Origin of the sequence: Streptomyces sp. NPDC050121, from assembly GCF_044460385.1 — a bacterium.
Classification (GTDB): Bacteria; Actinomycetota; Actinomycetes; order Streptomycetales; family Streptomycetaceae; genus Streptomyces; species Streptomyces soliscabiei.
Genome location: NZ_JBITJV010000077.1, coordinates 1 through 20463, shown reverse-complemented (window position 1 = coordinate 20463; position 20463 = coordinate 1). Strand labels below are relative to the sequence as shown.

Here is a 20463-nt window from a genome sequence, read left to right as displayed (position 1 = left end):
CGACGTGGACGCCCTCACGCCTGAGGACGGCGTGCACGCGGGCCGCCGCATCCAGAAACGGCTCGGCTACCTCAGCCTGTACGCCGGGGAGAGTCTCCGCAGCGCTATCACCTGCGTAAACACGCAGGATGCACCTCTCCATGGCTACCTTGACGGCTACTTACGCTGCCCATCCTGCCCCATGCGAAGGAGCGTCTCCGCCACAAGTTCTGTAGCAGTCGAACCAGCTCAGAGTGTGGCAGACGATACGATTGATCGCTGCTGCGGCCCGATGTGCGCCGTTGATCACCAGGGGGAAATGTCGTGTCCAGCCGTGTTCAGCCAGTGCAGCAGGGCGACCCACGCCGTGTAGGTCCTTACCGCATCGTGGGACGACTTGGCGCTGGTGGCATGGGCACTGTGTATGCCGCGCTCAGCGCGGCAGGAGAGCGGATGGCCGTCAAGGTCATCCATCCGGCGCAGGCTGCGGATGATGAGTTCCGTGCTCGCTTCCGGCGGGAAGTACAGCTCTCGCAGCGGGTCATAGGGCCATGTCTGGTACCGGTCCATGACGCCGACACCGAAGCTGCGACCCCGTGGCTTGCTACGCCCTTCATTCCTGGCCCCACCCTCGATCGACATCTGGCGGCCAACGCCCCCCTGGTCGGAGCGCATCTGTACGCGCTGGCAGCCGGCACCGCAGCCGCACTGACCGCGGTGCACGCGGCGGGCATCGTCCATCGGGACGTGAAACCGCAGAACGTCATCCTGGCCCCGTCCGGCCCGCGGGTGCTGGACTTCGGCATCGCCCACGCCCTGGACGGCACTTCCCTCACACGCACCGGAGTGATGACCGGTACACCGGGCTGGATCAGCCCCGAGCATTACCGAACCGGCGCGGTCGGCCCGGAAGGCGACGTCTTCGCCTGGGGAGCCCTCATCGCCTACGCCGCGACCGCCCGTCTTCCCTTCGGTAGCGGCGCTGCGGACGCTGTCGCCTTCCGCGTCATGTCAGCCGAGCCGGATCTGGAGGGTATACCGGCTGACCTTAGACGCCTGGTGGAACAGGCCCTGTCCAAGAAGCCATCCGACCGGCCGAGTGCCGCCGAACTCGAAGACGTCTGCACCACGTTGCTCGCGGCCCAGGCAACCGCCGTCATCTCCCCGGCCGACCACCAGCCACCCACGCTGATATCCGATTTGGTCAGCCTGCACTGGGATCTGCCGTCCGAAGACGAACCCGCCTGGCCTGGACCGTCACGCCGCAGCCGTGCCCGGCTGTATCTGGCAGTTGGAGCAGCCGCTGCCATTCTGGGTGGTCTCGGCGGCACTGTCGCAGCCTCCCAGTCATCCCATGCCTCACGGGAACAGGCTTCTGCACCAAGTAGCCGGCCGACAGCGATAACCGGTACCCCTACTCTTACGGCGAAGCCCTCCCCCAGCCGTCCAAGCAGCAGCCCCACGCCATCCGTCTCCGCGGCACAACTCGCGTCGGTAAACCCGCAAGCTGGCGCCCCGTCACCGGCATACACCCGCAGCGACAGCGCCCAGCCGACCGTCGACGAATGGTACGCCGCCCGGCTGCCCGCCACATCTGCGGAGAGGGCCGCCGCTCGACGTCTGGTCAAGGACACGGCCTCCATATTTCAGGGGCAGCAGCAGTACTTGGGCGAGAGCGTGACTGTGACCTTCAACCCCAAAGCGCAGACCATGTTCGTCACCTTCGGCCCCGGGACGTACCCAGAGGGGCAGGACTACCACGACGACGCCAACTGGACCGACAACATCCGCGGCCTGATGTTCGACGGCTGCTCCGAAGCCGCACAGGACTTCTCCAACGACACCACTTGGCCTTACGGCCGCGCAGTAGTCGTCTACCGCGAATCCATGGCCAGCCCCGTCATCGCCGACTTCCGCGATGTCACCCACATCGACAGCTGCCGCGTATAACCACGACACTGCCAACACCGCGTGCCTCCGGGATGCGTTGCTCCCTTGGGACGGGGGCGCGCACCGTCACGCAGACGCGTCAGGCGAACTTACGAGTGTCCAACATATGGACACTCATCGTGATGTGCGTCACACATTCATAGGCGTTCGGTGGCCTAGGTGAGCATTTTTGGGCGTGATGGCCCGAGAAAACAGAATTCCAAGCTGCGGCAGGTCGTCATTCGCCTCGAACGCACTACCGCCCGACATCGACTGCCCTGACCAAACGTAGACGGATTGATGCCGTCCGATCCCCGGTCGCCGCTGGCAGCTACGCTCGGAGGCGTGCCCGAGGGTGGTGCCTGACCTCCAATTTCCGAGATTGCGGCCGGCCTGGGAGACGGCAGGCTCACGCGCCTCCCGAAACGGCAAGTGGGCAGGAATGCAGGGCTACATAGGACTATTGCGCCTTCGACCGAACCGGAATGGACGCCCAGGTCTCATATCCCTCGCCGTCGTCACGATGCTGGCCAATGTCGTCGGCCAGACGGTGGACGAGGTACAGCCCCGGCTCCTCCTCGGGCGCCGGCAACGAGCGGCTCATCTCTCCGACCGCAATCAGGACATGGTCTCCGTCGTACGAGACCCGGCCGCTCAGGTCGACGCTGGCGCGATGCCGGGCCGTGACGTCGACGAGTTCAGTCAGCACGGCGAGCGTCGTTTCCACGACGGCTTTGCCGTTGGGTGCAGCAGCGAGGAGCGCCGGCAGGACCCTCGCGACGAAGCTGCGTGCGCGCTGCATGCTCTGGATCGGGGTGTGCTCTGGGCCGAGCCGGAACTCGATCGAGTTGTCCACGGCAGGCAGCCCGTGCGATGCGGCGGGGTCTTGTCTGGCGGCGATGGCCTGCAGGCCGATGGCCGAAAGCAGAGAGAAGTCGTGAGAGATCGTCACTTGCTGTCCGTCCCGTCGTGTGGCGCGAAGTCGAATGTTAGTTCGATGCGGGTAGGCCTGCCGAGTATTGCGTCAGTGAAACTTTTGCGTCGCGAGCACTCGCGCAAGTGGCCTCCAACCTGGGGCGTTGGCCACACGGTGCCTCTCATACAGCCCGCGCGCGGGCATGGGTGGTTAGTGCGGGCAGCGACACTCCGAGGCCGGAACGCGCCGCTCCGAGGTCAATCAAAGAACGACAACACCGCACACGTCAAACGATCTGTGGTTCAACCTTACGCGTCGACCACCGATCCGTGGTTTCGGGCTATGGTGATCGCCTCACCATCCCGCCAGGAGACCACCCGACAGTGACCACAGAGCCTCATGCCCAGCCACAGCCGCCATCGTTCGGCGACGTCCTCAACCTCCTCCTCAAGTCCCAGGCGAGGGAGAACCCGGACAAGCCCGGCGAGTTCATCCTTCCCACCAACCAGGAGATCGCCAACGCGATCAACGCAAAGCACGGTGCCGGAGCCATCAGCGACGAGACCATCCGCAAGCTCCGTACGGGCGGGATCAAGAGCCCGAGCCTCGCAATCGCCTCACTGATCGCCGACTCCTTCAACCTCCCGGTAGACGTGTTCAACGGCCGTAGCGAGACCTCCCAGAAAGTTGTGAAGGAAGTGCAACGGTTTCTGGAGTCCAAGCGTCCAACCCTGAGTGCAGAGCCTGAGCCGCAGACTGTCGCCGTCCTGGCCCGAACCACTCGCCGGCTGTCACCGGGTGGACAGGAACGTGTCGTCCGGTTCGCTCAGCAACTTGAGCAGATCGAGGCGATGGAGAACGAGGCAAACGAACGAGTAGCTCCGTCCAGCGACTAACCCCCCACAAGGTGTTCAACTCAGGTGATACAGCACCCCTACGACCGAAAGATCAAAAAGGCTCTCGAGGGCATCTCCGTCCCTGCCCCGTTGACGGTGGACTCCCTCTTCCCCGTGATGCGCGAGCACTACCTGGTGGACTACGGGCGCGACCTGGAGCTGTGGCGCGGCGCGTCGCCGCTCCCTGGTCTTCACGCCAACGCACTGTGGTTGCAGCGACCCGACGCCAGCAGTGACGCCGTCTGGGTGGACCCCGCTCTGACAGGCGATGCGGCAACGCACAGCCTCACCCACGAGTGGGGCCACCAGAAGATGCGGCACACGGCGCTCGTCCTGCGCGCCGCTCCCCCGCCGGCGGAGCCCGAGCCGTACCAGTTCCTCAGCTCGGACTTTCTCGGCGGTTGCCTCTTCGGTCGTGCCCGCTCGCACGACGGTCCTCAAGATCCGGAGTACGTGCGGATCGAGGACGAGGCCGAACGGTTCGCATTCCTCACCCGCCGGGTGGCCGCTGACAAGGCCCGCGACGCCCGGCACCATGACCCCCTCGTCGACAGGCTGCACCGCAGCCTGTGACCCCCCTGCCGTTGGAAGCCACTTCGTGCCTAGAGACGACATAATCGACCTGCTCACCACCGTCCCTCTGTGGGTGGTGGTCGCGGTCCGCATCTACATCCGGCCGACGACGCCGGGCCAACGGTCCTTCCTGGCCGTGCTCCTCGCCCTGACCGTTGGCGCGACCCTTCGCCTGTCCTTCGTCGAGGATGGCCTCGCTGCCCTCACAGGCATCAAGGACGCGGCTGTACTGCCCAAGCACTTGGTTGTCATGCTGGCCTCCACTCTCCTCCTCGGATGGGTCGAGTCCGTCGTGCCGCCGCGTGAGCAAGAGCCGGCCTGGCGCCGCTGGGTTGGCTTCAAGCCGCGCATGGTCGCGCTGATCGTGTTCAGCATCGCGGCCATTGCCGCATTCCCGTTCGCTGAACCCGCCGTCATCGCCCCCGACGGCTCCCGCGACTTCGCCTCTGCCCAGTACGGCGACGTCGCCGGCACCGTGCACCTGACGGTCTACCTACTGAGCATCGGCTCCGCCCTGGTCCCGTCGATCCTGCTGTACCTCACCGTCGCCCGGCGTACAGACGACCGGCTCTTGAAACTGTGCATGCGCCTCATGGCCCTGGGCGCCACCGTGGGCGCGTTCTACCCCGTCTACCGGATCTCGTTCCTCGTGTGCGGCTTCACCGGCTGGACCTACCCGCTCTCCGAGGGGGAGTTTCAATTGGGCGGTTCGGTCATCCAGGGCGTGACGATCTTGTTCGTCATCGTCGGCAGCTCCGTGCGCGCCGTCGACGCCGTGCTCCGCGCTATCCGGCAACGCCGCGGCCTGATCGCCCTCCGCCCTCTGTGGGAGGAGCTCGTCTCCGTTCTCCCGCCGGACGTTGTCGTTCGCCGCCTCAAGGAGGTCCCCTCGGCAAAGGAAGAACGCCATCGCATCCGCGACTTGTACGGCCGCCTGGACCAGCGGGTCGTCGACATCTCGGATGCCTCGCACGAGTTGCTGCTGTGGGTCGGCAAGGACCTGCACCGTGAGGCTCTCATCGAGGCGCGCGCCTCCGGCCTCCACGGTGCCGAAGCCCGCGCCGCCCGCGAAGCCCTGTGCCTGCGGGTCGCCCGCAAGAAGGCAGTCGACTTCGAGCCCTACGCCACCCGGCGCCCCGGGACGGTGCTGTCCCTGCGCAACGACCTGCTGCTCAACTCCATATGGCTGACGCGGGTCGCTCACCACTACACGTCACCCGCCCTCGCCGATGCCGCTGATCGGCTTGCCAGCGCCAACACCCCCCAGGAAGTCACCGCATGACCAGCGCCACCACCGCCGCGCCCGCTCCGACCCGCGAGGAGAACCGCGCGGCTCGCCTCATCACCGACCGGGCAGAGCCGCGGAACGTCATCATCCTGGTGAGCCTCGGCGTAGGCCTCGCTCAGAACAACCCGTTCACGGGCGTCCTGTGGGCGCTCGAGGCCATCCTGTTCGCCGCGGCGATCCCCATGGCATACATCAAGTACGGCATGCGCACGGGCATGTGGGCCGACAGGCACATAGGTCAGGTCCAGCGCAGGAAGTTGCTGATCCCCGTCATCATGGCCTCCGTCGCCACTGGTATCGGCGGCATGTTCCTCTTCGACGCGCCCCGGGCGATGGTCGCCCTGGTCGTCGCGATGCTCGCCACTCTCGCTGTCCTCCTCGTCCCCACCGCCGTGTGGAAGTGGAAGATCAGCGTGCACACCGCAGTCGCCGGCGGCGCCCTCGCGATGCTCGCCCTCACCTGGGGCCCGCTCGTCTGGGCTGCATACCCACTCGTCGCCGTCCTCGCCTGGTCTCGCATCTCCCTGCGCGACCACACCCTCGCCCAGACCATCGCGGGCGCGGCCGCGGGCACGATCACGTCCGCCCTTGTCTTCACCGCGCTGACGGCGTGACGTAAACCAATCCGGCCACATACATCACCCGGCCATGACGATCTCGACGCACCCCGCCCCTGGCGTACCGGTCCGCCACATCGCCTTCATCGCCGACGGCAACCGCCGTTGGGCCGCCGCCCGGGGCGTGAGCACGGCCAATGGCTTCCGGCGCGGCGCCCTCGCCGTCCACCAGGCCCTCGCCCACTGCCGTGAGCTCGGCCTGGAAGCCGCCTCCGTGTTCCTCATGTCGAGCCGGAACTTCCTCCGCGACATCGAGGAGGTCGCCGTTCTGGTCAGTGTCATCGCCGAGTTGCTGCACGACGCCGCGGACGAGTCCGCCGGCCCCGTCCGTGTCCTGCACAACGGCGCCCTCCGCGGCTACGCCACTCCGCGGCTCCTGGAGGCGATCGAGTACGCCGAAGTCACCACGGCCCAGCGGGACGGCATGGCGGTCTGCCTCGGAGTCGGCTACGACGGGCACGACGAGATCCGGCGGGCAGCCCACCAGGCAGCGACCTGCCCGGAGTACGACCCGGCGGTCAAGCTGCCGATCGAGCGGTACCTGACCACGGCTGGCCTTCCCGACCCGGACCTGATCATCCGCACCAGCGGGGAGCGACGTCTGTCCGGCTTCCTGCTCTGGCAGGCATGCGACGCCACCCTCCACTTCGACGATCGGTGGTGGCCCGACTACGACCGAGCCGCCCTCGCCGAGGCCCTAGCCGTGCACACCAGTCAGCGCCGGACCTTCGGCCGATAAGCAGCGGGCCGACGCCAGCCCTCACGGGGGCGGGGCAGAATTGCCCTTACAACAGAAGGGCCCCAGGACGAACTTGGGGCCCGTCTGTGTTCTGTCGATGACATCGCCGCGAAGATCGTGGAGGACTTCGCCAGGATCGACGACGAGATGTCCAAGCTCCCTTGCCCATCGCCTGACTGTCCTTGCCGCCCGTTATCCCGCCACATTGATTGGGTCTCGTTCCACCTTCGAGCGGCGAAGTCTGGCCAGAGCGACCAGGCGCCCGTGTAGCCGCAACAGGTGTGTTGCCTTGCTCAGGCCCTCGCGCGCCTCGGCCTCCGGTGCCGTCGCGCCAAGATGCGGATGAACCAAAGAGGAGCACGATGGAAGGAGACGGAAAGTAGTACGAACCGTCGCCCCCGAGAGGGCGTTTTCTGCAAGTCCGCGCCTCGCTGCGGGCGTTGTGCTCACCCAAGACAGCAGCCGCCTTCTTGTCGACTCAGCTGAGTTTCGCGGATGTCTCCGAGGGGTGATCAACGTGGGTAAGAGCGATCCCCACAACGAGCAGATATTGGCAGTCACCAAGGCTGTGGCCGATAAATGGACTGGGGTTGGTGAACCGATCAAGGAAGCGGCCGCCCGGACAGAGCTCGGAAGAATCTTGTTCCAGATGGGACAAGGTAAGGAAGCCTTCGCTGAGCTTCGCCGTGCAGCTAAGCTCTTTGAGGATAACGGGGCCGATCCCCCGGCCGCTCACGCGCTCCTCGGCTGCGCGCACGCGCTCACTATTCAAGACCGCCAAGAGGAGAGCCTAGAATGGTTCGAAAGAGCCATCAAGCTTTTCAAAGAGGTTGATTCCACCCCCGGCGAGCTTGAAGCTTCGGCGGCTAAGCTGGAGGCGCTTGGCGACCTTGAGCGCTGGGATGAGACTCATCTAAGCGACCGAATCATGTCATGCACGGATGGTGTGGTCGACCCGCAGCTTCGGGTACTTCGAATCGTGGCACTCAAATATCGGTCCCAGGCGCGGTTGGCGGCTCGCGACGTACAAGGGGCCGTGGCCCCGGCAATGGAGGCCGCAGACGTCGCCCGCAAGGTTGGCAACCGTAGCGAAGAGGCGGCACTTCGATTGTTCGCCGCCCATGGCTATCAGTCGTTGCACAAATCTGCGCAGGCTGTCGACCAGTACAAGCAGGTCATTGATATCACAAAGAATCTGCCTGGTGCTGCCCACATGAAAGAACTGGCAGTCCGTGGACTGGGGGATGCGCTCCATGCATAGCAGCCAGGAGGGCGCGGACCTCTTCTCGGATCTTGCGGACCAGTATGCAGCCTCTCATGAGATTCATCTGGAAGCACTGTGCCGATACCAAAGGGCCCGGTGCATGAATCCTGGAAAGGCTTCCACAAGAGCAGAGATGCACGAGGTCCAGAAGAAACGAGCGGCTGAGTACGAACGCGCTGCCGAACTGTTCGACGGTGTCGGAGATATCAGGCAGGCGGGCCAGGCTTGGTATCACGCAGCGTACGAATATAATTGGCTGGGCCTGATCCTTCCCGATTATCGCGAGAAGTGTTTCGCAACATGCATTACAGCAGCGGCACGCTTTGAGATCTCTGGAGACTGGTGGGGCAAAGGCTTGGCTGAGTCTCTTGCGGGTCAGACACTGCGTCAGGATGCAGTTGGGAGCCCATCAGACCCCCGCAATCTACCCAGTTTGCAGCGCGCAGTGGATTCCTTCCGGCGAGCAGATCGCCCGCTGGAAGCCGCAGGGGCGTTGATGACAGTCGCGGTGGAACAGAGTAGATCTGCTAGCCCCGACGAATGGATGCCAACAGCAGTCAGCGCGTTGCACGCCTATGAGGACGCCCGGCCCGGACTGCAAATGCCGCAGGACCGAGAACAATGGGACAGAACCATCATCGCCAATGGCGTGCGCCCGCTCACCAGCAAGGTGCGCCGGGTTGCGGGCGAAGTCAGCGATCATCCCCTATGGGACACGCTTGTCTGGCTGCTCATCGAGGCGCCCAAGGCGCGTTCGTTCCAAGACCAGCATCTCCAAGATGAAGCATGGAATAGCCTTGTAACGCTCGACACGGAACTGTCGACTGCCATAAAGACGAAGGAGCAAGCGGAACTCGACAAGGCTAGACTCGAGCGGAACATCGGCGCGCTCTTGATCTCTGGGCTTCCACAGGAAGATATCAATGCGACGGAGCAGGAACTGAAGGGCCACGAAGAGTCACTCGGAGAGGCGCAGCGTAAGATCCAGGTGCGCATTGATGAACTGGCGCGCGAAAACCCTGAGCGAACGGAGCTTGTCAGCACATCTCCTGTCACCCCGTCAGAACTGCAGGGGTTCCTGAACACTGGGGAAGCCTATCTCACCTACCGCTGGAACGGCGGCACTCCCCTACGCGCACTGCTGACACCCACGCACTATTCCTCAGAAATCACCAATGGGGAATTTTCCACATTCGCCCGACAAGCTGCCGCTGAAGCGCTAGAGGGTACAGTGCTTTCAGACATCGATCCAGCGCTCACAGCTGCGCTGATAGGACGCATCCCGGACGACATTCAGACGCTGATCATATCCCCCGACTCACTCTTGCTTGGGATTCCATGGCACCAGTTGCCTGCACCAAGTCCAACGGATCGTAATGCTCTGCTCGGTGATCGCTATACGCTTGCAATCGCCCCAGCAGCTGGGGTCCTATGCCACCTACGCAAGGAATTTCACAAGCACGCTCCCATCCGGAGAGACGCGGCCTACATGGGGGTATCCTGCAGAGGAGACCGTCAGAAGTCCTTGCGTTTCGCCGACATGGAAGTTGCAAATATTAAGGCGAATTACTTCGCAAGCGATTCTGCATCGACCAGTTTGACGACCGAAGAGTGCCACAGGTTTCTCAATAGCGGCTGCAATGCTGGCTTACTTCATCTTGCTTGTCACGCAGAGCGCCATGGCATTCTGCTCTCCCAGGACGGCGCCTGGACGACACCCGTTGATCTACTCAAGCGCCCGGGCCGTAGTTTCGGAGCAGACATTCTCCTGCTCACTGGGTGCTTCGCCGGCGATTTCTCCAAGGAAGAAAGCAACGAGTTCCTCGGGATTATCCGCCAACTGATGGTGGTGACCGGCGCGCGTGCTGCGGTCACCAGCGTCGCTCCCGCCGTAGACGCAGCAGGACCACTCTTCGCCGATATGCTCCTCTCCGCTCTCACAGGCACCCAGCCACACCGCCCTTGGCCTGCACCAGACGGGCCGATGACGGTTGGTTGCGCAGTCGCTTGGGCCAAACAGACAATGCGGAAGATCTACCCTGTCCCAGAAAGTGTGAAGGATCTCATCGACGGCTTTCCCGCACTGCCGTGGCATCCAGCGTGGTGGTCCCCCTGGCTAGTCGTCGGGGACCCAAGCGCCCGCCTTTATGGAGAAGAATTCTCCGAGTCGAAATGAGGAGAAATGGACGTCGAACTGAAACTGATCACACGCGACCCTGACGCGCTGTGCTTTGAGATTTTCGGCACGGCCAACCCCCGCCCCGAAGAGAAGATCAATATTTCAGAAGAAGTGAGGAGCGTTCAATTTCAGGAGAAACGAGCATTCGAAGACTGGCCAACTGTGGTGGGACTCATCGCTAGCATCCCGACCGGCGTCCTAACAAACCTAGCCACCGATGCAATCAAGGATGCCTTCCGACGCAAGGACCCGCAAGGACGACTCAAGAGAATTGAGATCACCTATATGGAAGACGGCCGAATCAGAGAAAAGAGCTTGGAATTCGAACAATCCTGATGGTTACCTACAGAGTCGTGGGCCGGGGCGCAGCGATGACCACACCCCGGCGGAGTACGGGCGGCTACTTGCGCTGCGGGTGGCCCATGCGCTCCTCGCGGGGGAGCATCGAACGGTCGACCGGCGGGAACGGGACGGGACGCCCGTACGCCCCGAAGCGCAGCGCGCTCTCTCCCCGCTCCACACGCGCCTTGAGCCACGGCATCGAACGGCGCTCCCCGTACCGGTACGAGCGGGCGAGGCAGGCACGGGCGGCGCCGACGGTGGTGCTCGTCGACCGGATGCTGGCGGGGCGGGGACGGCGGTCGGTCCAGCGGGGAGAGCGGGCCTTGCGGGCACGGTGGGCGCGGATCGTGGCGAGCACGGTGAAGTCCTCGAGGTCGGTGGAGCGGGAGGGAGGGGCGACGTACGGCCGGGGCACGCTGGGGGCGCGCCCCGGCCGGTGGGGAGCTGCTACGCGGCGGCGCGGGCCTGCCGGGCGGCGTGCGACCGATCACAGCCTCCGCAGTCGGGGAGGTCGCGGATCATCCAGTTCTCGGGGCGCTGGATCTGCCCCGTCCCCGGGTGCCGGTACCAAGAGGCGAGCTGCCACTCCTGCCCGCACAGGGTGCGGCGGCCGACCTTGTCGGGGTTCGGCAGGTGTCGGCTCGTCGCGGAGTGCGTGCGGACGTAGACCGGCTCACCGGTCTCCGGGTCGGCCCCGGGGTGCTCGCCCTCGTCCCACTCCAGCGCGGCCGTCCAGCACGCGGTCACGGTGCGGGTGCCGTCGTACAGGCGAGCGGCCCTACGGGCGACAGCGTCACGGCGCACGGTGGGCAGCGCGAGGAACCTAGCCCGCCTCTTGGCGAACCCCGGGGCCTTGCTGCCACCGGGGCCGACCTCCGCGTACAGGTCGGCGATTGCCTCGGCCGCGTCCTCCTTCGTGGGGTAGAAGCCGACGATGCCGCCGCGGTTTGGGCACTTCGAGGACCAGGCGGCGAACGCGCCGCGGGACAGCTTGGCGGCGGACTCGTCGATGATGACGCCGATCATCTGTCCGTCCAGCTTGACCGTGTGGTTCATGGGGCTGGGAGAGTCCTGGACGGTGGTGAGCCCGGCGCGCATGGGGCGCTGCTGGGGCTCCTCGGTGGCGACGGGTTCGACGGTGGGCGCCTTCGCGGTGGGCGTCTCGTCCTCGACGACCGTCGCCGCGGTGGCCTCGTACCGCTTGGCGTACGGGTTGGACGAGCGGGGAGCCTTGACGGCCTTCTCGTACGTCTCCTGCGAGCTGTAGCCGAAGTGCACCAACCCCTTGCCCAAGTCGCCCCACGTGATCCAGCGGATCGGGCGGCCGCCCTTGGTGAAGGTGACTTCCTCGTTGGTCTCGGGGTGGATGGTGCGGTACGTGGTCTTGGTGCGGGCCATGGCGCGGACTCCTGGTGTGCGGAAGACGGTTGGGGGAGGGTGCCGGGGCGCGGCCGTGAACGTCGCGCCCCGGCGAGAGGAGACCGGACCGGTCAGATGACGTCGGTGACGTCGTAGAAGCTGGCCACGCCGCGCGTGAACCGCTCCGGGGCGAGCTGGAGCCGCGTGTGCCGGACTTCGTCGCGCACGGCCTTCTCGTACGACAGCTCCGCCATGGCGCCCGTCTCGTGGTCGCTGGCCCAGTACCGCAGGACCGACCAGTAGTCGACGCCGTACCGGGTGCGCTGAGTCACCGGGTCGATGTACTCGACGAACCGGATGATCAGGACCGGCTTACCGTCCGCGCCGTTCACGACGGACTCTCGCTTGCCCTTCCCGCCGAGGATGTTGAAGCGGTAGACGTCGGCCTGTTCGCGGGGGACGTCGGTGGGGGCGCTGGAGTTCAGCACGGTGCGCATCGGCCCGTACTGCGCGGTGAGCTGTTCCATGGGCTTTACGGCCAGGACGGCGTTCATCGGCGGTGTTCCTTCCTTCGGGACGTTGGCGGTGCTCTCCGCCAACGAGGAAGACGGTACAGCAATGAGACTCTCGTGTGTAGTAGCCCCTACGAATAGGCGCAGTACGCCCCCGCGAGTCTCCTTGCTGCTCCATTCGAGACTCGCGGGGGAGCTGCCGAACGCGGGGCCGGTCAGGCTGCGGTGCCGTACCAACCGGGGTCCTCCCGCCGTACGCCCGTCAGGAGGGAAACGACGGGCACCGGCACGGCCGTCGTTGGCACGCTCCCCGTCGGGGCCGGCACAGACCGCGCGGTGACGTCCTGGACGGCGAACAACTCGCCCTGTTCCGGCTCCTCCGGCAGCATCCGGGCCAGGTGCGCGGCGACGCCCTCCTCCACGGCTTCCGTCAGGTCGACGCCACCGACCTCCGCCCACACCTCGGCGGCCACAGTCCCGTGCTGCTCCCACAACGGCCGGGAGCTGTCACGCACCGGGGAGTTCGGCACGCTCCCCCGCAGACCGCGCACCAGGGCGCTCAGGGCGTCCGCACGGAACTCCCGGGTCCGCACGCGCATGGGTGGACGCGTCCTCGTACTCCAAGTGCGGCTCAGCGGCCACAGAACGCTTCCACGCCCCGAACACCCGGACCGCGCGGGTGGCGAGACCTTCCACGGCGTCCAACACCCGCGTCAGGGCCGCCAGGTACCGGGCCAGTGCCCGCGCGCCGCCCTGGACCGTCAGGCGCCGGTCGTCGAGTCCTCCGTACCGCTCATCGGTCCCGCACATCTCCTTGTAGTACGACCACCGGGGGTTCAGCTTGAAGGGGGTGGACGCCTCCACACCGTGGACGTCGGCCAGGGTCCACGCCACGTCGTGGTGCTGCTTCGCCCTGCGCTTCGACGCGGCGGGGAACACCAGGTCGACGGTGAACCGCCCGGGGGCCGACTCGTACGGGCGGGGGATCTCTACGTACGCGCTCACGCGCTGGTTCCTTCCTCGGGGACGGCGGAAGCTCTCCGCCGCGGGGAGGCCGGCCGCGGGTCTGCGACCGGCACACTCAGGGGCTCAGCCGCAACGCAGCAACCGGGCCAGCCGGGACCGAAGGGACTGGACACGCCCCCGCCGCTCGTACGCCCGGACCATCGCGGCGACGTCGGCCGGGTCCGGCGAGTTGTGCCAGATCACCTTGATGACCAGGGCCTGACGCAGCTCCCCCGCCGGGCGGTCCATCAGCAGCACCGCGCCGTACCGGTCGGGCTTCCACAGCAGCCAGACGTGATCCGTCTCGGAGCTGCGCTCGAACTCCCCGGTGCGCATGGTCGGCGGGAGACCCAAGAGGCGGGCCACCTCGTCGGCGAACGACTCGAACGTGTACGGCGACGGCGCGGCGGCGGGCAGGTGCGAGTGGAGCCAGGACGGCAGCGGAGACATGGGACTTCCTCGGAGCGGCGAACGGACCACGGCGGGCCCGGACGCCCAGACAGCGGGCAACAGGCAGACAGGCGGGGTTATGGGACTTCTGGGACCGTCCACACGCGCGCGGGCGCGCATGGGCCCGTGGGGCGCCGCCCGACCCCTCCGGCCGGGCGGCGCCGGGGCGGGTCAGGGACGGCGGTCGAGGACGTACTCGACGGGGACGGCGACGCGGATTCGGGAGCCGAACATGCGGCGGGTGTTCTCGGCGGCGTCCTCGCGGCCGTCCCGCTTGCGGAACTTCAGGACGATCGGCGGGTGCGCGGGGGCGTGCCCGATGGGCGAGTCCAGTCCGGCCGTGATCGTCGCAGTGACGGTCCATCCGGTGCCGGAGTCGCTACGGCAGTGCACGCGCACGGTGGGCGTGCCGGTGGCGACGGCGGACAGCTCCTCGGGCGTGGCGTCGACGGCGTTGTACGCCAGGGCCGCGACGCGGATCTCCTCGGCGGTGCCGGGCATGTCCGTGCCGTGCATGCGGTGCGCGCGGGGGGCGACGGCCAGGATCGCCGCGCGGGCCCGCTCGACGGCGGTGCGCGCCTGGTCGTGGGCGGCGTTGCGGGCGGTGAGGTTGCGGGCGGTGCGCAGCACTTCCCACGCCTCCTCGACGGCGTTGTGGGACTCGACGACTTCGAGGTGGTGCTCCGGGGCCGCGATCTTCCCCAGGGTGAACAGGTGCCGGGCGAGGTTGGCGAGGTCGCGGGGGGCACCACCGAGGGAGGCGTACACGGTCGACTCGTACGCGGCCAGGGCGGCGTACAGGGTTGCGGTGTCCGGCGCGGCCGGGGCGGTCTCCTCGGCGGGGGCGGGACGCTCCTCGACGGCGGCCGGGCGCGGCATGCGCCACAGGCGGATGGAGACCGGCGCGCAGTTCCACAGGCGGCGCGTCTGCTGACGGTGGGAGAGGCGGACGGAGATGGCTTTCGTCAGGATCGGGTCCCAGCCGCGCGGGTCGTCGTCGCCGCCCTCGGTGATCTCGTCGCGGAGCGCGTGCACCTCGTCGGTGGTCATGTGGTGGAGCTGTTCGCGGATGGCCCAGTAGCGCTCATCCTCGGTGAAGATGACCCGGACGCGTTCCGATGCCGCCTTCTTCCGGATGATGCGGCGCACCATCTCCTTGTTCGCCTTGCCCTGCTCCTTGTCGGCGTCGCGGCTCATGACGGCGTCGACAAGGTCGTGGGTGATGACGCGGCCGTTGTGCTCCCTGGCAGCGATGAAGATCTGCAGCGCCATCCAGTCGGCGCGCTCCATGGCAGTGATCACCGGGTGTTCCTTCGTTCGGGACGTCCCGGTTGCTCTCCGGGACTGGGGTGGGGCGGTGCGCCCTGCGCCCGTTCCGGCGTGTGCCGGCCTCGAGGGCGGGGCGCACCGCCCGCCGGGGGAATGGCGGGCGGTGCGGGTCGGTGGGTCAGTCGTCCAGTCCGAGGCAGGCGCGCATCATGTCCTCGAACGTGCTGGGCACGGGGGAAATGAGCCGACGGGCCTTGAGGGCGGCGTCACCGGCGCTCACGGCGTGCACCTCGACGTAGACCAGCTCGGGGGACTCGATGCACACCGCCTCGATGCCGAGGCGCTGGAGGCCCTGTTCCACGTCGTTGTCGGCGGCCCGCTCGACGGACAGGACGTCGATGCCGTCAGGGGTCTGGGGAGTCCACCGGCCCGTGGTGTCGGCGACGACGAAGAACGGGGCGGTGAACTTGCGGAGTTCTACGCGGTAGGCGGGGGCGCGGTCCATGTCTTCCGGGAGGGGTGCGGGGGTCTTGTCGAGGGACACGGGCATGGTGACTTCCTTCGTTCGGGACTGCCCCGGTTGCTCTCCGGGGCGCGGTGTGAACCACTGAGAGAACAGTACAGCAATACGACTCGCGGGCAACAGGAACCCCGCAAGAATCCGTAAACATGCAGGTGGAGGCGCGCGCCCGTTCTCCGGTTAGTCTCATGGCTGTACTTTTTCGTGTCGGCTGTGTACGTTCTGGAGCCCCGCCACCCGGCGGCCCGGGGTCGAGCAACCCCGGGAGTCCCGAACGAAGGATCACCAGCATGCGCATGCCGCGCCTTCTCGCCCGTCGCCCCCGTCCCGCCGCGCTCCTGGCCGCTGGAGCCGCCGTGATCGCCCTCGGCACCCTGGGCACCCTCGGCGCCTCCGACGCCACCCCGGCCGACTTCGCGACCGCCCCCACTGCCACGCAGGCGGACGTGGTGGAGGCGTACAACGACGGCTGGACCGACGGGCGCGCGGACCTGATGGGCGACGACAACCGGGACGGCTACGTCGACGAGGATGAGTCCGGTTGGGACTGCGCCACGATGGGCAACCGCCAGTGCGGCCCCGGGGTTCAGCCGCAGTGCAAGGGGGAGGACGAGTACGCCGACCTGTGCGCGACGGTAGCCGGGCGCCCGGCGTACGCCTGGACGGACGCCGATGGCACCCCGCACACCGTGGCGGCCGGGCGGAAGCTCCTCGCCCGGGTCGACGCCGTCCCGGGCACCGAGGAGTTCGCCGCCGCACTGTTCGCCCTGGACACCCTGTGGGCGCAGCACAACGAGGACTGACCGCCCGTTGACCCCAGCCGGGGGCGCACTGCTCGCGCCCCCGGCCTGGCCCCGGACAGGAGACCGCAGTGACCGCCACCAAGCTCCCCGGGCGCAACTGGCTGCGCATGGTGCCCGCCGACTTCGACCGCGACGCCCCGGACGCCCCGGACGCTGCGGACCGCCCCGTCCCCGCCATCCCTGACGAGTGCGGCACCGTCCCGCTGTTCGGGGAGGAGTCGGCGGCCGCGCGCACCCCCGACGCCCGTATGCCGGCCGCGACGTTCCCCGAGCAAGCTGACACGCTGTTCTAGGCCACGATGACAGTGCAGCCGTGAGACTTCCGGCGCACGCCGTGAACCGCGGCGCTCCCCGTTCCACCTGCGAAATCTTCGATTCTTCCCGGGATCTTGCGGCGCCCAAGAGTCTCATTGCTGTACTATCAAGGGGTTGGCGGAGAGCACCGCCAACAAGTCCCGAACGAAGGATCACCCCATGGCTTCTGTCGCCGCCCGCCGCGCACTCCGCGACCGCGTCCGCGCCCACCGCGCCGCCTCCGCCGCCCGTCGCGAAGTTGCCCGCGCCGCCCGCCGCGTCCGCCACACCGCCCGCTCCCTGGCCACGCACGTCATCGCCACCGGCGCCGACCGCGCGACCGTCAAGGGCGTCGTCAAGGCCCTCCAGGGCGTTGCCAAGACCGCCCGCACCAACGGCCTCAAGGGCAAGCGGGCCCGCATCCGCCGCACCGCCCAGGGCTTCAAGCGCCACGCCGTCACCGCCTACCGGTACACCCGCACCCAGGTCGCCCAGATCGCCGCGCAGTACAAGCCGCGCAAGGCCGAGTACAAGGCCGTCCGCGCCGCACTGATCGCCGCCTGACCGGCCGCCGGACCGCCGGGGCGCGGCCCTCCCCCGCCGCGCCCCGGCACCCCACCACACCCTTCACACCCCGTAGACGGAGACACCCATGTCCTACGCCGCTTCCTCCGCCCACCGCGCCGCCACGATCGCCACCATCGCCCGGACCCGCGCCGCATCCCCCGCGCCCATCCCGAACGCTGAGGGCCGCGCCGCGCTCACGAGGATCGCTGACCTCCTGGACGCCGCCGCGGACGCCTTCCGGTCCTCCACTCCCGCCGTGATCGACGGCATCACCATGAACGAGATCCCGGCCGACGCCTGGTTCGCCCTCACGGACGCTGAGAACATCGCGGCCAACACCCCCGCCGCCGGATTCCCGGTCACCCTTGGCCAGTACGTCACGCGCCGCCAGAACATCGACCTTCCCCCGTCGCTTCTCCCCGGCGGGCCCGTGCTGATCGCCAAGGAAGGCGACCTGTTCGCTCGGCTCCTCGCCCTCCACGGCCACCACCTGACCGCGACGACCACCACGGAGGAGAGCACCGCCGCCGCGCTGGAAGCCGCGTTCACCCTGCACTGGAAGCACGCCCGCCTCGCCGAGTCGGAAGCCCTCAAGACCGACCGCCCGGCCAACCGGCCCGCCGTCCCGGCCGCCGTCGAGATCCCGACCCCGGGCACCACCATGGCGCTGCGCCGCGCTCACGAGGCGTACGGCCCGACCGTGACGTACGAGACCCACCGGCGCCTGCCGTGCCACGTCAGCGACCAGGGCGCCACGCACACCGCCGTCCGCATGGTCTCCCACTACGGCGCCACCATCGCCACCTGCGACGACGACAGCCACCGCAACGCCGCCGCCGTCGCCGCGCGGGAGCTGTACGACTCCCTCGGCTGACCAGCTCGCCGGGCGGGACGCGACACAAGCCGCTCCCGCCCGGCCCACTGGCCAACGGCCACACCGCCCGCCGCGCCCCGGGGCCGGACGTACGAGCCGCCCCCGGGCGCGACGCAAGCACCACCCGCATGACCACATCACCCGGCCGGAGAGCACCGCGCCGGAACGTCCCGAACGAAGGAACACCGCAGTGACCGTGTCCGCCATCACCCCCGCCGAGTTCGCCGCGCCGCTCGCCGAGCTCCTGCCCGCCCGACAGGGCGCCCGCTGGATCGTCGGCCACGCCCCGTACAGCATCCGCAACAACGTCCCCACATCCCGGCTCACGAACGGCCGTCACGCCCTGATCGTGGCCGAGGAAGCGGGCCGCATCGAGGTCTTCGCCGACCGGCCCGGCATGTTCCCCGTCCACCCCGACGTGGTGGTCGACGCGACCGACCCGGGCGCCATCGTGACGCTCGCCTCCCGCATGATGCTGTCCGTCCTCCCCGACCTCGACCACGACCAGGCGCACGAGACCGGCCGCACCAAGGGATGGGACCAGGTCCTCACCGACCGATGGGCGGAGCTGTCGGAAGTCGGGTACGCGCTGCTCGACCTCGGCGCAATCGTCACCACCGCCACGGGCGTGAACGGCCCCGGCCTGACGTGGAAGTCCGCCATGGGCGGGACGTGGGAGCTGTGGGCGTACGGCCAGGACCGGACCATCACCCTGACCTACGACGGGCCCGTGAGCGGCCTGTACGCCTTCCTGTCGATCGTCGGGACCCCGTACGGCGGACGCGACGAGGAGCGCGCCGGAAGCGCCTTCACGCGGCTCCTGACGGACCGCTTCACCTGGCTCAGTCCGGTCGACGACCACGAGGTTCAGTTCGGCGCCCGCCGTTTCCCCTCCGGCTTCGTCGCACTCCCGTCGACGGACGAGCCCGCCGACCACGCCGACGACACCCGGCGCGTGGTCGCCCAGGTCGGTGCCCTCGGTGTCGACCTGCTGCTCGCCACCACCACGCACCTGATCTGACCCGCCGCCCGGCCGCGCCCCGGACTGCTCCCGGGGCGCGGCCCCCTCGAAAGGCCCTCGCCATGACCCCGACCGCCATCGCCCCCGCCCGCCCCGTCTGCCCCGCCCAGACTCTCGCCGGACGCGTCGCCGCGCTCCTCCCGGAGCGCGCTGGCGTTCCGTGGACCGTCGAGCCGCACACCGCGTGGTGGACCGTCCGGTACCCCGCCGCCCGGCTGGTGCAGGGTGGCCGCGCCCTGGTCCTGGTCGCCCGCACCTGGGACACGCAGATTGGTTGGCAGCTCCCTGACCGCGAGCCGACCCGCCCCGACCTCCACCTCGAGAGCATGAGCCCGGCCGTCATCGCGCGTGACGTGCTGCGCCTGGTCCTGCCCGTCCTCGACGACGAGGCCGCCGGGCGCGCCGCGAAGGACGGCCCGCGCGTGATGGGGCGGCTGGAGCTGCTGAACGAGATCGGGCACGCGATGCGCATGCAGGGCGCGGCGACGTACAACCGGATCGGTCTCCTGCCGAACACGTCCACCCTCGCTTGGGCCGCGCCGTCCGGCGCCCGGTACTCCGTCACCCTGCATGGCACGAACCCCGTGGCCGACGTCCAGATACAGGGCCCGGTGCGCGCCGTCGAGAAGGCCGTGACCTGCTTCCTGCCCCCGGCCGCCGACGGGCGCCCTCAGATCCCCCGCGTCCGCGGCCGTCTGCAGCGCCGCCTGGCCGCCGTCCTCGCCCGGCACGGGCACGTCGAGCAGACCGACCAGGGCGGACTCGCGTTCAGCACCGGCCCCGGCCCCGGCCCCGGCCCGTACGGGTACGCCACCCCGGCCCTCGACCCCGTGGCCCGCGCACACGACACGACCCCGGCGTCCATCGACCTCCACGGCATCGGCGCGGACTTCCTGATCTCCCTCGCCCCGCAGCTCTGCCGCTGACCCACCCCGGCGCGCCCGCCCCGCGCCCCCCGGCCGCCCCCCCCCCCTGGGCTTTCCCGGTGGCGGCCACCACCGGCGCTGGACACCTGTGTCAGCTGTCCACACCTGTCCAGGGCGGCTGCGGTCCGGGCGGCAGCGGTC

The 20463-nt window shown here is 68.1% G+C and carries 24 protein-coding genes; 15 read left to right on the top strand and 9 right to left on the bottom strand.

Features of this window, described 5'->3' with window-relative positions; translation table 11 throughout:
- The first annotated feature begins 303 nt into the window (after nt 1-303).
- On the top strand, nt 304-1929 hold the full coding sequence (locus ACIBTS_RS48195) for a serine/threonine-protein kinase (protein WP_399328177.1): 1626 nt from the start codon (nt 304-306) through the stop codon (nt 1927-1929).
- A gap of 439 nt (nt 1930-2368) precedes the next feature.
- Here ACIBTS_RS48195 and ACIBTS_RS48190 read toward each other — a convergent pair whose 3' ends face one another.
- Nucleotides 2369-2860 (bottom strand): hypothetical protein, encoded by a 492-nt coding sequence (locus ACIBTS_RS48190; RefSeq protein ID WP_399328175.1) that lies wholly within the window; start codon nt 2858-2860, stop codon nt 2369-2371.
- A 347-nt stretch (nt 2861-3207) separates the two neighbouring features.
- Here ACIBTS_RS48190 and ACIBTS_RS48185 point away from each other — a divergent pair, with 347 nt between their 5' ends.
- The 8 genes from ACIBTS_RS48185 (at nt 3208) to ACIBTS_RS48150 (ending at nt 10716) form a co-directional block, all read left to right on the top strand.
- Entirely contained in the window at nt 3208-3720 is a 513-nt protein-coding gene (locus ACIBTS_RS48185) for a hypothetical protein (RefSeq protein WP_399328173.1), read from the top strand.
- A gap of 24 nt (nt 3721-3744) precedes the next feature.
- Nucleotides 3745-4293, top strand: a complete 549-nt coding sequence (locus tag ACIBTS_RS48180) for a hypothetical protein (protein WP_399328172.1) — start codon at nt 3745-3747, stop codon at nt 4291-4293.
- Nucleotides 4294-4318: 25 nt separating this feature from the next.
- Complete coding sequence (locus ACIBTS_RS48175) at nt 4319-5575, top strand: DUF6545 domain-containing protein (protein WP_399328170.1); 1257 nt, start codon at nt 4319-4321, stop codon at nt 5573-5575.
- Nucleotides 5572-6195 carry a hypothetical protein gene (locus ACIBTS_RS48170; RefSeq protein WP_399328168.1) on the top strand — a complete coding sequence of 208 codons (624 nt, stop codon included), beginning with the start codon at nt 5572-5574 and terminating at the stop codon, nt 6193-6195. Before ACIBTS_RS48175 ends, ACIBTS_RS48170 begins: the two co-directional genes overlap by 4 nt.
- A gap of 34 nt (nt 6196-6229) precedes the next feature.
- A complete protein-coding gene (uppS, locus tag ACIBTS_RS48165) occupies nt 6230-6937 on the top strand; it encodes a polyprenyl diphosphate synthase (protein WP_399328166.1) in 708 nt (235 codons plus the stop codon).
- 517 nt (nt 6938-7454) lie between these two features.
- Complete coding sequence (locus ACIBTS_RS48160; RefSeq protein ID WP_399328164.1) at nt 7455-8198, top strand: tetratricopeptide repeat protein; 744 nt, start codon at nt 7455-7457, stop codon at nt 8196-8198.
- A gap of 103 nt (nt 8199-8301) precedes the next feature.
- Nucleotides 8302-10377 (top strand): CHAT domain-containing protein, encoded by a 2076-nt coding sequence (locus ACIBTS_RS48155; RefSeq protein ID WP_399328163.1) that lies wholly within the window; start codon nt 8302-8304, stop codon nt 10375-10377.
- 6 nt (nt 10378-10383) lie between these two features.
- Entirely contained in the window at nt 10384-10716 is a 333-nt protein-coding gene (locus ACIBTS_RS48150) for a hypothetical protein (RefSeq protein WP_399328161.1), read from the top strand.
- A gap of 64 nt (nt 10717-10780) precedes the next feature.
- Here ACIBTS_RS48150 and ACIBTS_RS48145 read toward each other — a convergent pair whose 3' ends face one another.
- The 8 genes from ACIBTS_RS48145 to ACIBTS_RS48110 all read right to left on the bottom strand — a co-directional run bounded on the left by ACIBTS_RS48145 (nt 10781) and on the right by ACIBTS_RS48110 (nt 15867).
- Complete coding sequence (locus ACIBTS_RS48145; protein WP_399328159.1) at nt 10781-11137, bottom strand: hypothetical protein; 357 nt, start codon at nt 11135-11137, stop codon at nt 10781-10783.
- Between the two features lie 32 nt (nt 11138-11169).
- A complete protein-coding gene (locus ACIBTS_RS48140) occupies nt 11170-12120 on the bottom strand; it encodes a hypothetical protein (RefSeq protein ID WP_399328157.1) in 951 nt (316 codons plus the stop codon).
- 92 nt (nt 12121-12212) lie between these two features.
- Nucleotides 12213-12680 (bottom strand): hypothetical protein, encoded by a 468-nt coding sequence (locus tag ACIBTS_RS48135; RefSeq protein ID WP_399328155.1) that lies wholly within the window; start codon nt 12678-12680, stop codon nt 12213-12215.
- A 128-nt stretch (nt 12681-12808) separates the two neighbouring features.
- Nucleotides 12809-13108 (bottom strand): hypothetical protein, encoded by a 300-nt coding sequence (locus tag ACIBTS_RS48130; protein WP_399328153.1) that lies wholly within the window; start codon nt 13106-13108, stop codon nt 12809-12811.
- Nucleotides 13101-13598, bottom strand: a complete 498-nt coding sequence (locus ACIBTS_RS48125) for a hypothetical protein (protein ID WP_399328151.1) — start codon at nt 13596-13598, stop codon at nt 13101-13103. The genes ACIBTS_RS48130 and ACIBTS_RS48125 overlap by 8 nt, the downstream gene beginning before the upstream one ends.
- 84 nt (nt 13599-13682) lie before the next feature.
- Nucleotides 13683-14048 carry a hypothetical protein gene (locus ACIBTS_RS48120; protein ID WP_399328149.1) on the bottom strand — a complete coding sequence of 122 codons (366 nt, stop codon included), beginning with the start codon at nt 14046-14048 and terminating at the stop codon, nt 13683-13685.
- A 171-nt stretch (nt 14049-14219) separates the two neighbouring features.
- A complete protein-coding gene (locus tag ACIBTS_RS48115; protein WP_399328147.1) occupies nt 14220-15350 on the bottom strand; it encodes a hypothetical protein in 1131 nt (376 codons plus the stop codon).
- A gap of 145 nt (nt 15351-15495) precedes the next feature.
- A complete protein-coding gene (locus ACIBTS_RS48110; protein WP_399328145.1) occupies nt 15496-15867 on the bottom strand; it encodes a hypothetical protein in 372 nt (123 codons plus the stop codon).
- Between the two features lie 260 nt (nt 15868-16127).
- Between ACIBTS_RS48110 and ACIBTS_RS48105 the strand changes: the two genes are divergently transcribed.
- The 6 genes from ACIBTS_RS48105 (at nt 16128) to ACIBTS_RS48080 (ending at nt 20322) form a co-directional block, all read left to right on the top strand.
- Nucleotides 16128-16640 (top strand): hypothetical protein, encoded by a 513-nt coding sequence (locus tag ACIBTS_RS48105; RefSeq protein ID WP_399328143.1) that lies wholly within the window; start codon nt 16128-16130, stop codon nt 16638-16640.
- A gap of 68 nt (nt 16641-16708) precedes the next feature.
- Nucleotides 16709-16933 carry a hypothetical protein gene (locus tag ACIBTS_RS48100; protein ID WP_399328141.1) on the top strand — a complete coding sequence of 75 codons (225 nt, stop codon included), beginning with the start codon at nt 16709-16711 and terminating at the stop codon, nt 16931-16933.
- Nucleotides 16934-17114: 181 nt separating this feature from the next.
- The gene (locus tag ACIBTS_RS48095) at nt 17115-17498 is read left to right on the top strand and encodes a hypothetical protein (RefSeq protein WP_399328139.1); all 384 of its coding nucleotides are present in this window, start codon (nt 17115-17117) and stop codon (nt 17496-17498) included.
- 88 nt (nt 17499-17586) lie between these two features.
- The gene (locus ACIBTS_RS48090; protein WP_399328137.1) at nt 17587-18375 is read left to right on the top strand and encodes a hypothetical protein; all 789 of its coding nucleotides are present in this window, start codon (nt 17587-17589) and stop codon (nt 18373-18375) included.
- 190 nt (nt 18376-18565) lie between these two features.
- Nucleotides 18566-19396, top strand: a complete 831-nt coding sequence (locus ACIBTS_RS48085) for a hypothetical protein (RefSeq protein WP_399328135.1) — start codon at nt 18566-18568, stop codon at nt 19394-19396.
- Nucleotides 19397-19458: 62 nt separating this feature from the next.
- The gene (locus tag ACIBTS_RS48080) at nt 19459-20322 is read left to right on the top strand and encodes a hypothetical protein (RefSeq protein WP_399328133.1); all 864 of its coding nucleotides are present in this window, start codon (nt 19459-19461) and stop codon (nt 20320-20322) included.
- The last annotated feature ends 141 nt before the right edge of the window (nt 20323-20463 follow it).

Bases quoted from the DNA above. Each gene is read 5' to 3' on its own strand.
- ACIBTS_RS48170 (WP_399328168.1), top strand. From the start codon at position 5,572: ATGACCAGCGCCACCACCGCCGCGCCCGCTCCGACCCGCGAGGAGAAC.
- uppS (WP_399328166.1), top strand. From the start codon at position 6,230: ATGACGATCTCGACGCACCCCGCCCCTGGCGTACCGGTCCGCCACATC.
- ACIBTS_RS48155 (WP_399328163.1), top strand. From the start codon at position 8,302: ATGAATCCTGGAAAGGCTTCCACAAGAGCAGAGATGCACGAGGTCCAG.
- ACIBTS_RS48150 (WP_399328161.1), top strand. From the start codon at position 10,384: ATGGACGTCGAACTGAAACTGATCACACGCGACCCTGACGCGCTGTGC.
- ACIBTS_RS48140 (WP_399328157.1), bottom strand. From the start codon at position 12,120: ATGGCCCGCACCAAGACCACGTACCGCACCATCCACCCCGAGACCAAC.
- ACIBTS_RS48120 (WP_399328149.1), bottom strand. From the start codon at position 14,048: ATGTCTCCGCTGCCGTCCTGGCTCCACTCGCACCTGCCCGCCGCCGCG.
- ACIBTS_RS48110 (WP_399328145.1), bottom strand. From the start codon at position 15,867: ATGCCCGTGTCCCTCGACAAGACCCCCGCACCCCTCCCGGAAGACATG.
- ACIBTS_RS48105 (WP_399328143.1), top strand. From the start codon at position 16,128: ATGCGCATGCCGCGCCTTCTCGCCCGTCGCCCCCGTCCCGCCGCGCTC.
- ACIBTS_RS48095 (WP_399328139.1), top strand. From the start codon at position 17,115: ATGGCTTCTGTCGCCGCCCGCCGCGCACTCCGCGACCGCGTCCGCGCC.
- ACIBTS_RS48090 (WP_399328137.1), top strand. From the start codon at position 17,587: ATGTCCTACGCCGCTTCCTCCGCCCACCGCGCCGCCACGATCGCCACC.
- ACIBTS_RS48080 (WP_399328133.1), top strand. From the start codon at position 19,459: ATGACCCCGACCGCCATCGCCCCCGCCCGCCCCGTCTGCCCCGCCCAG.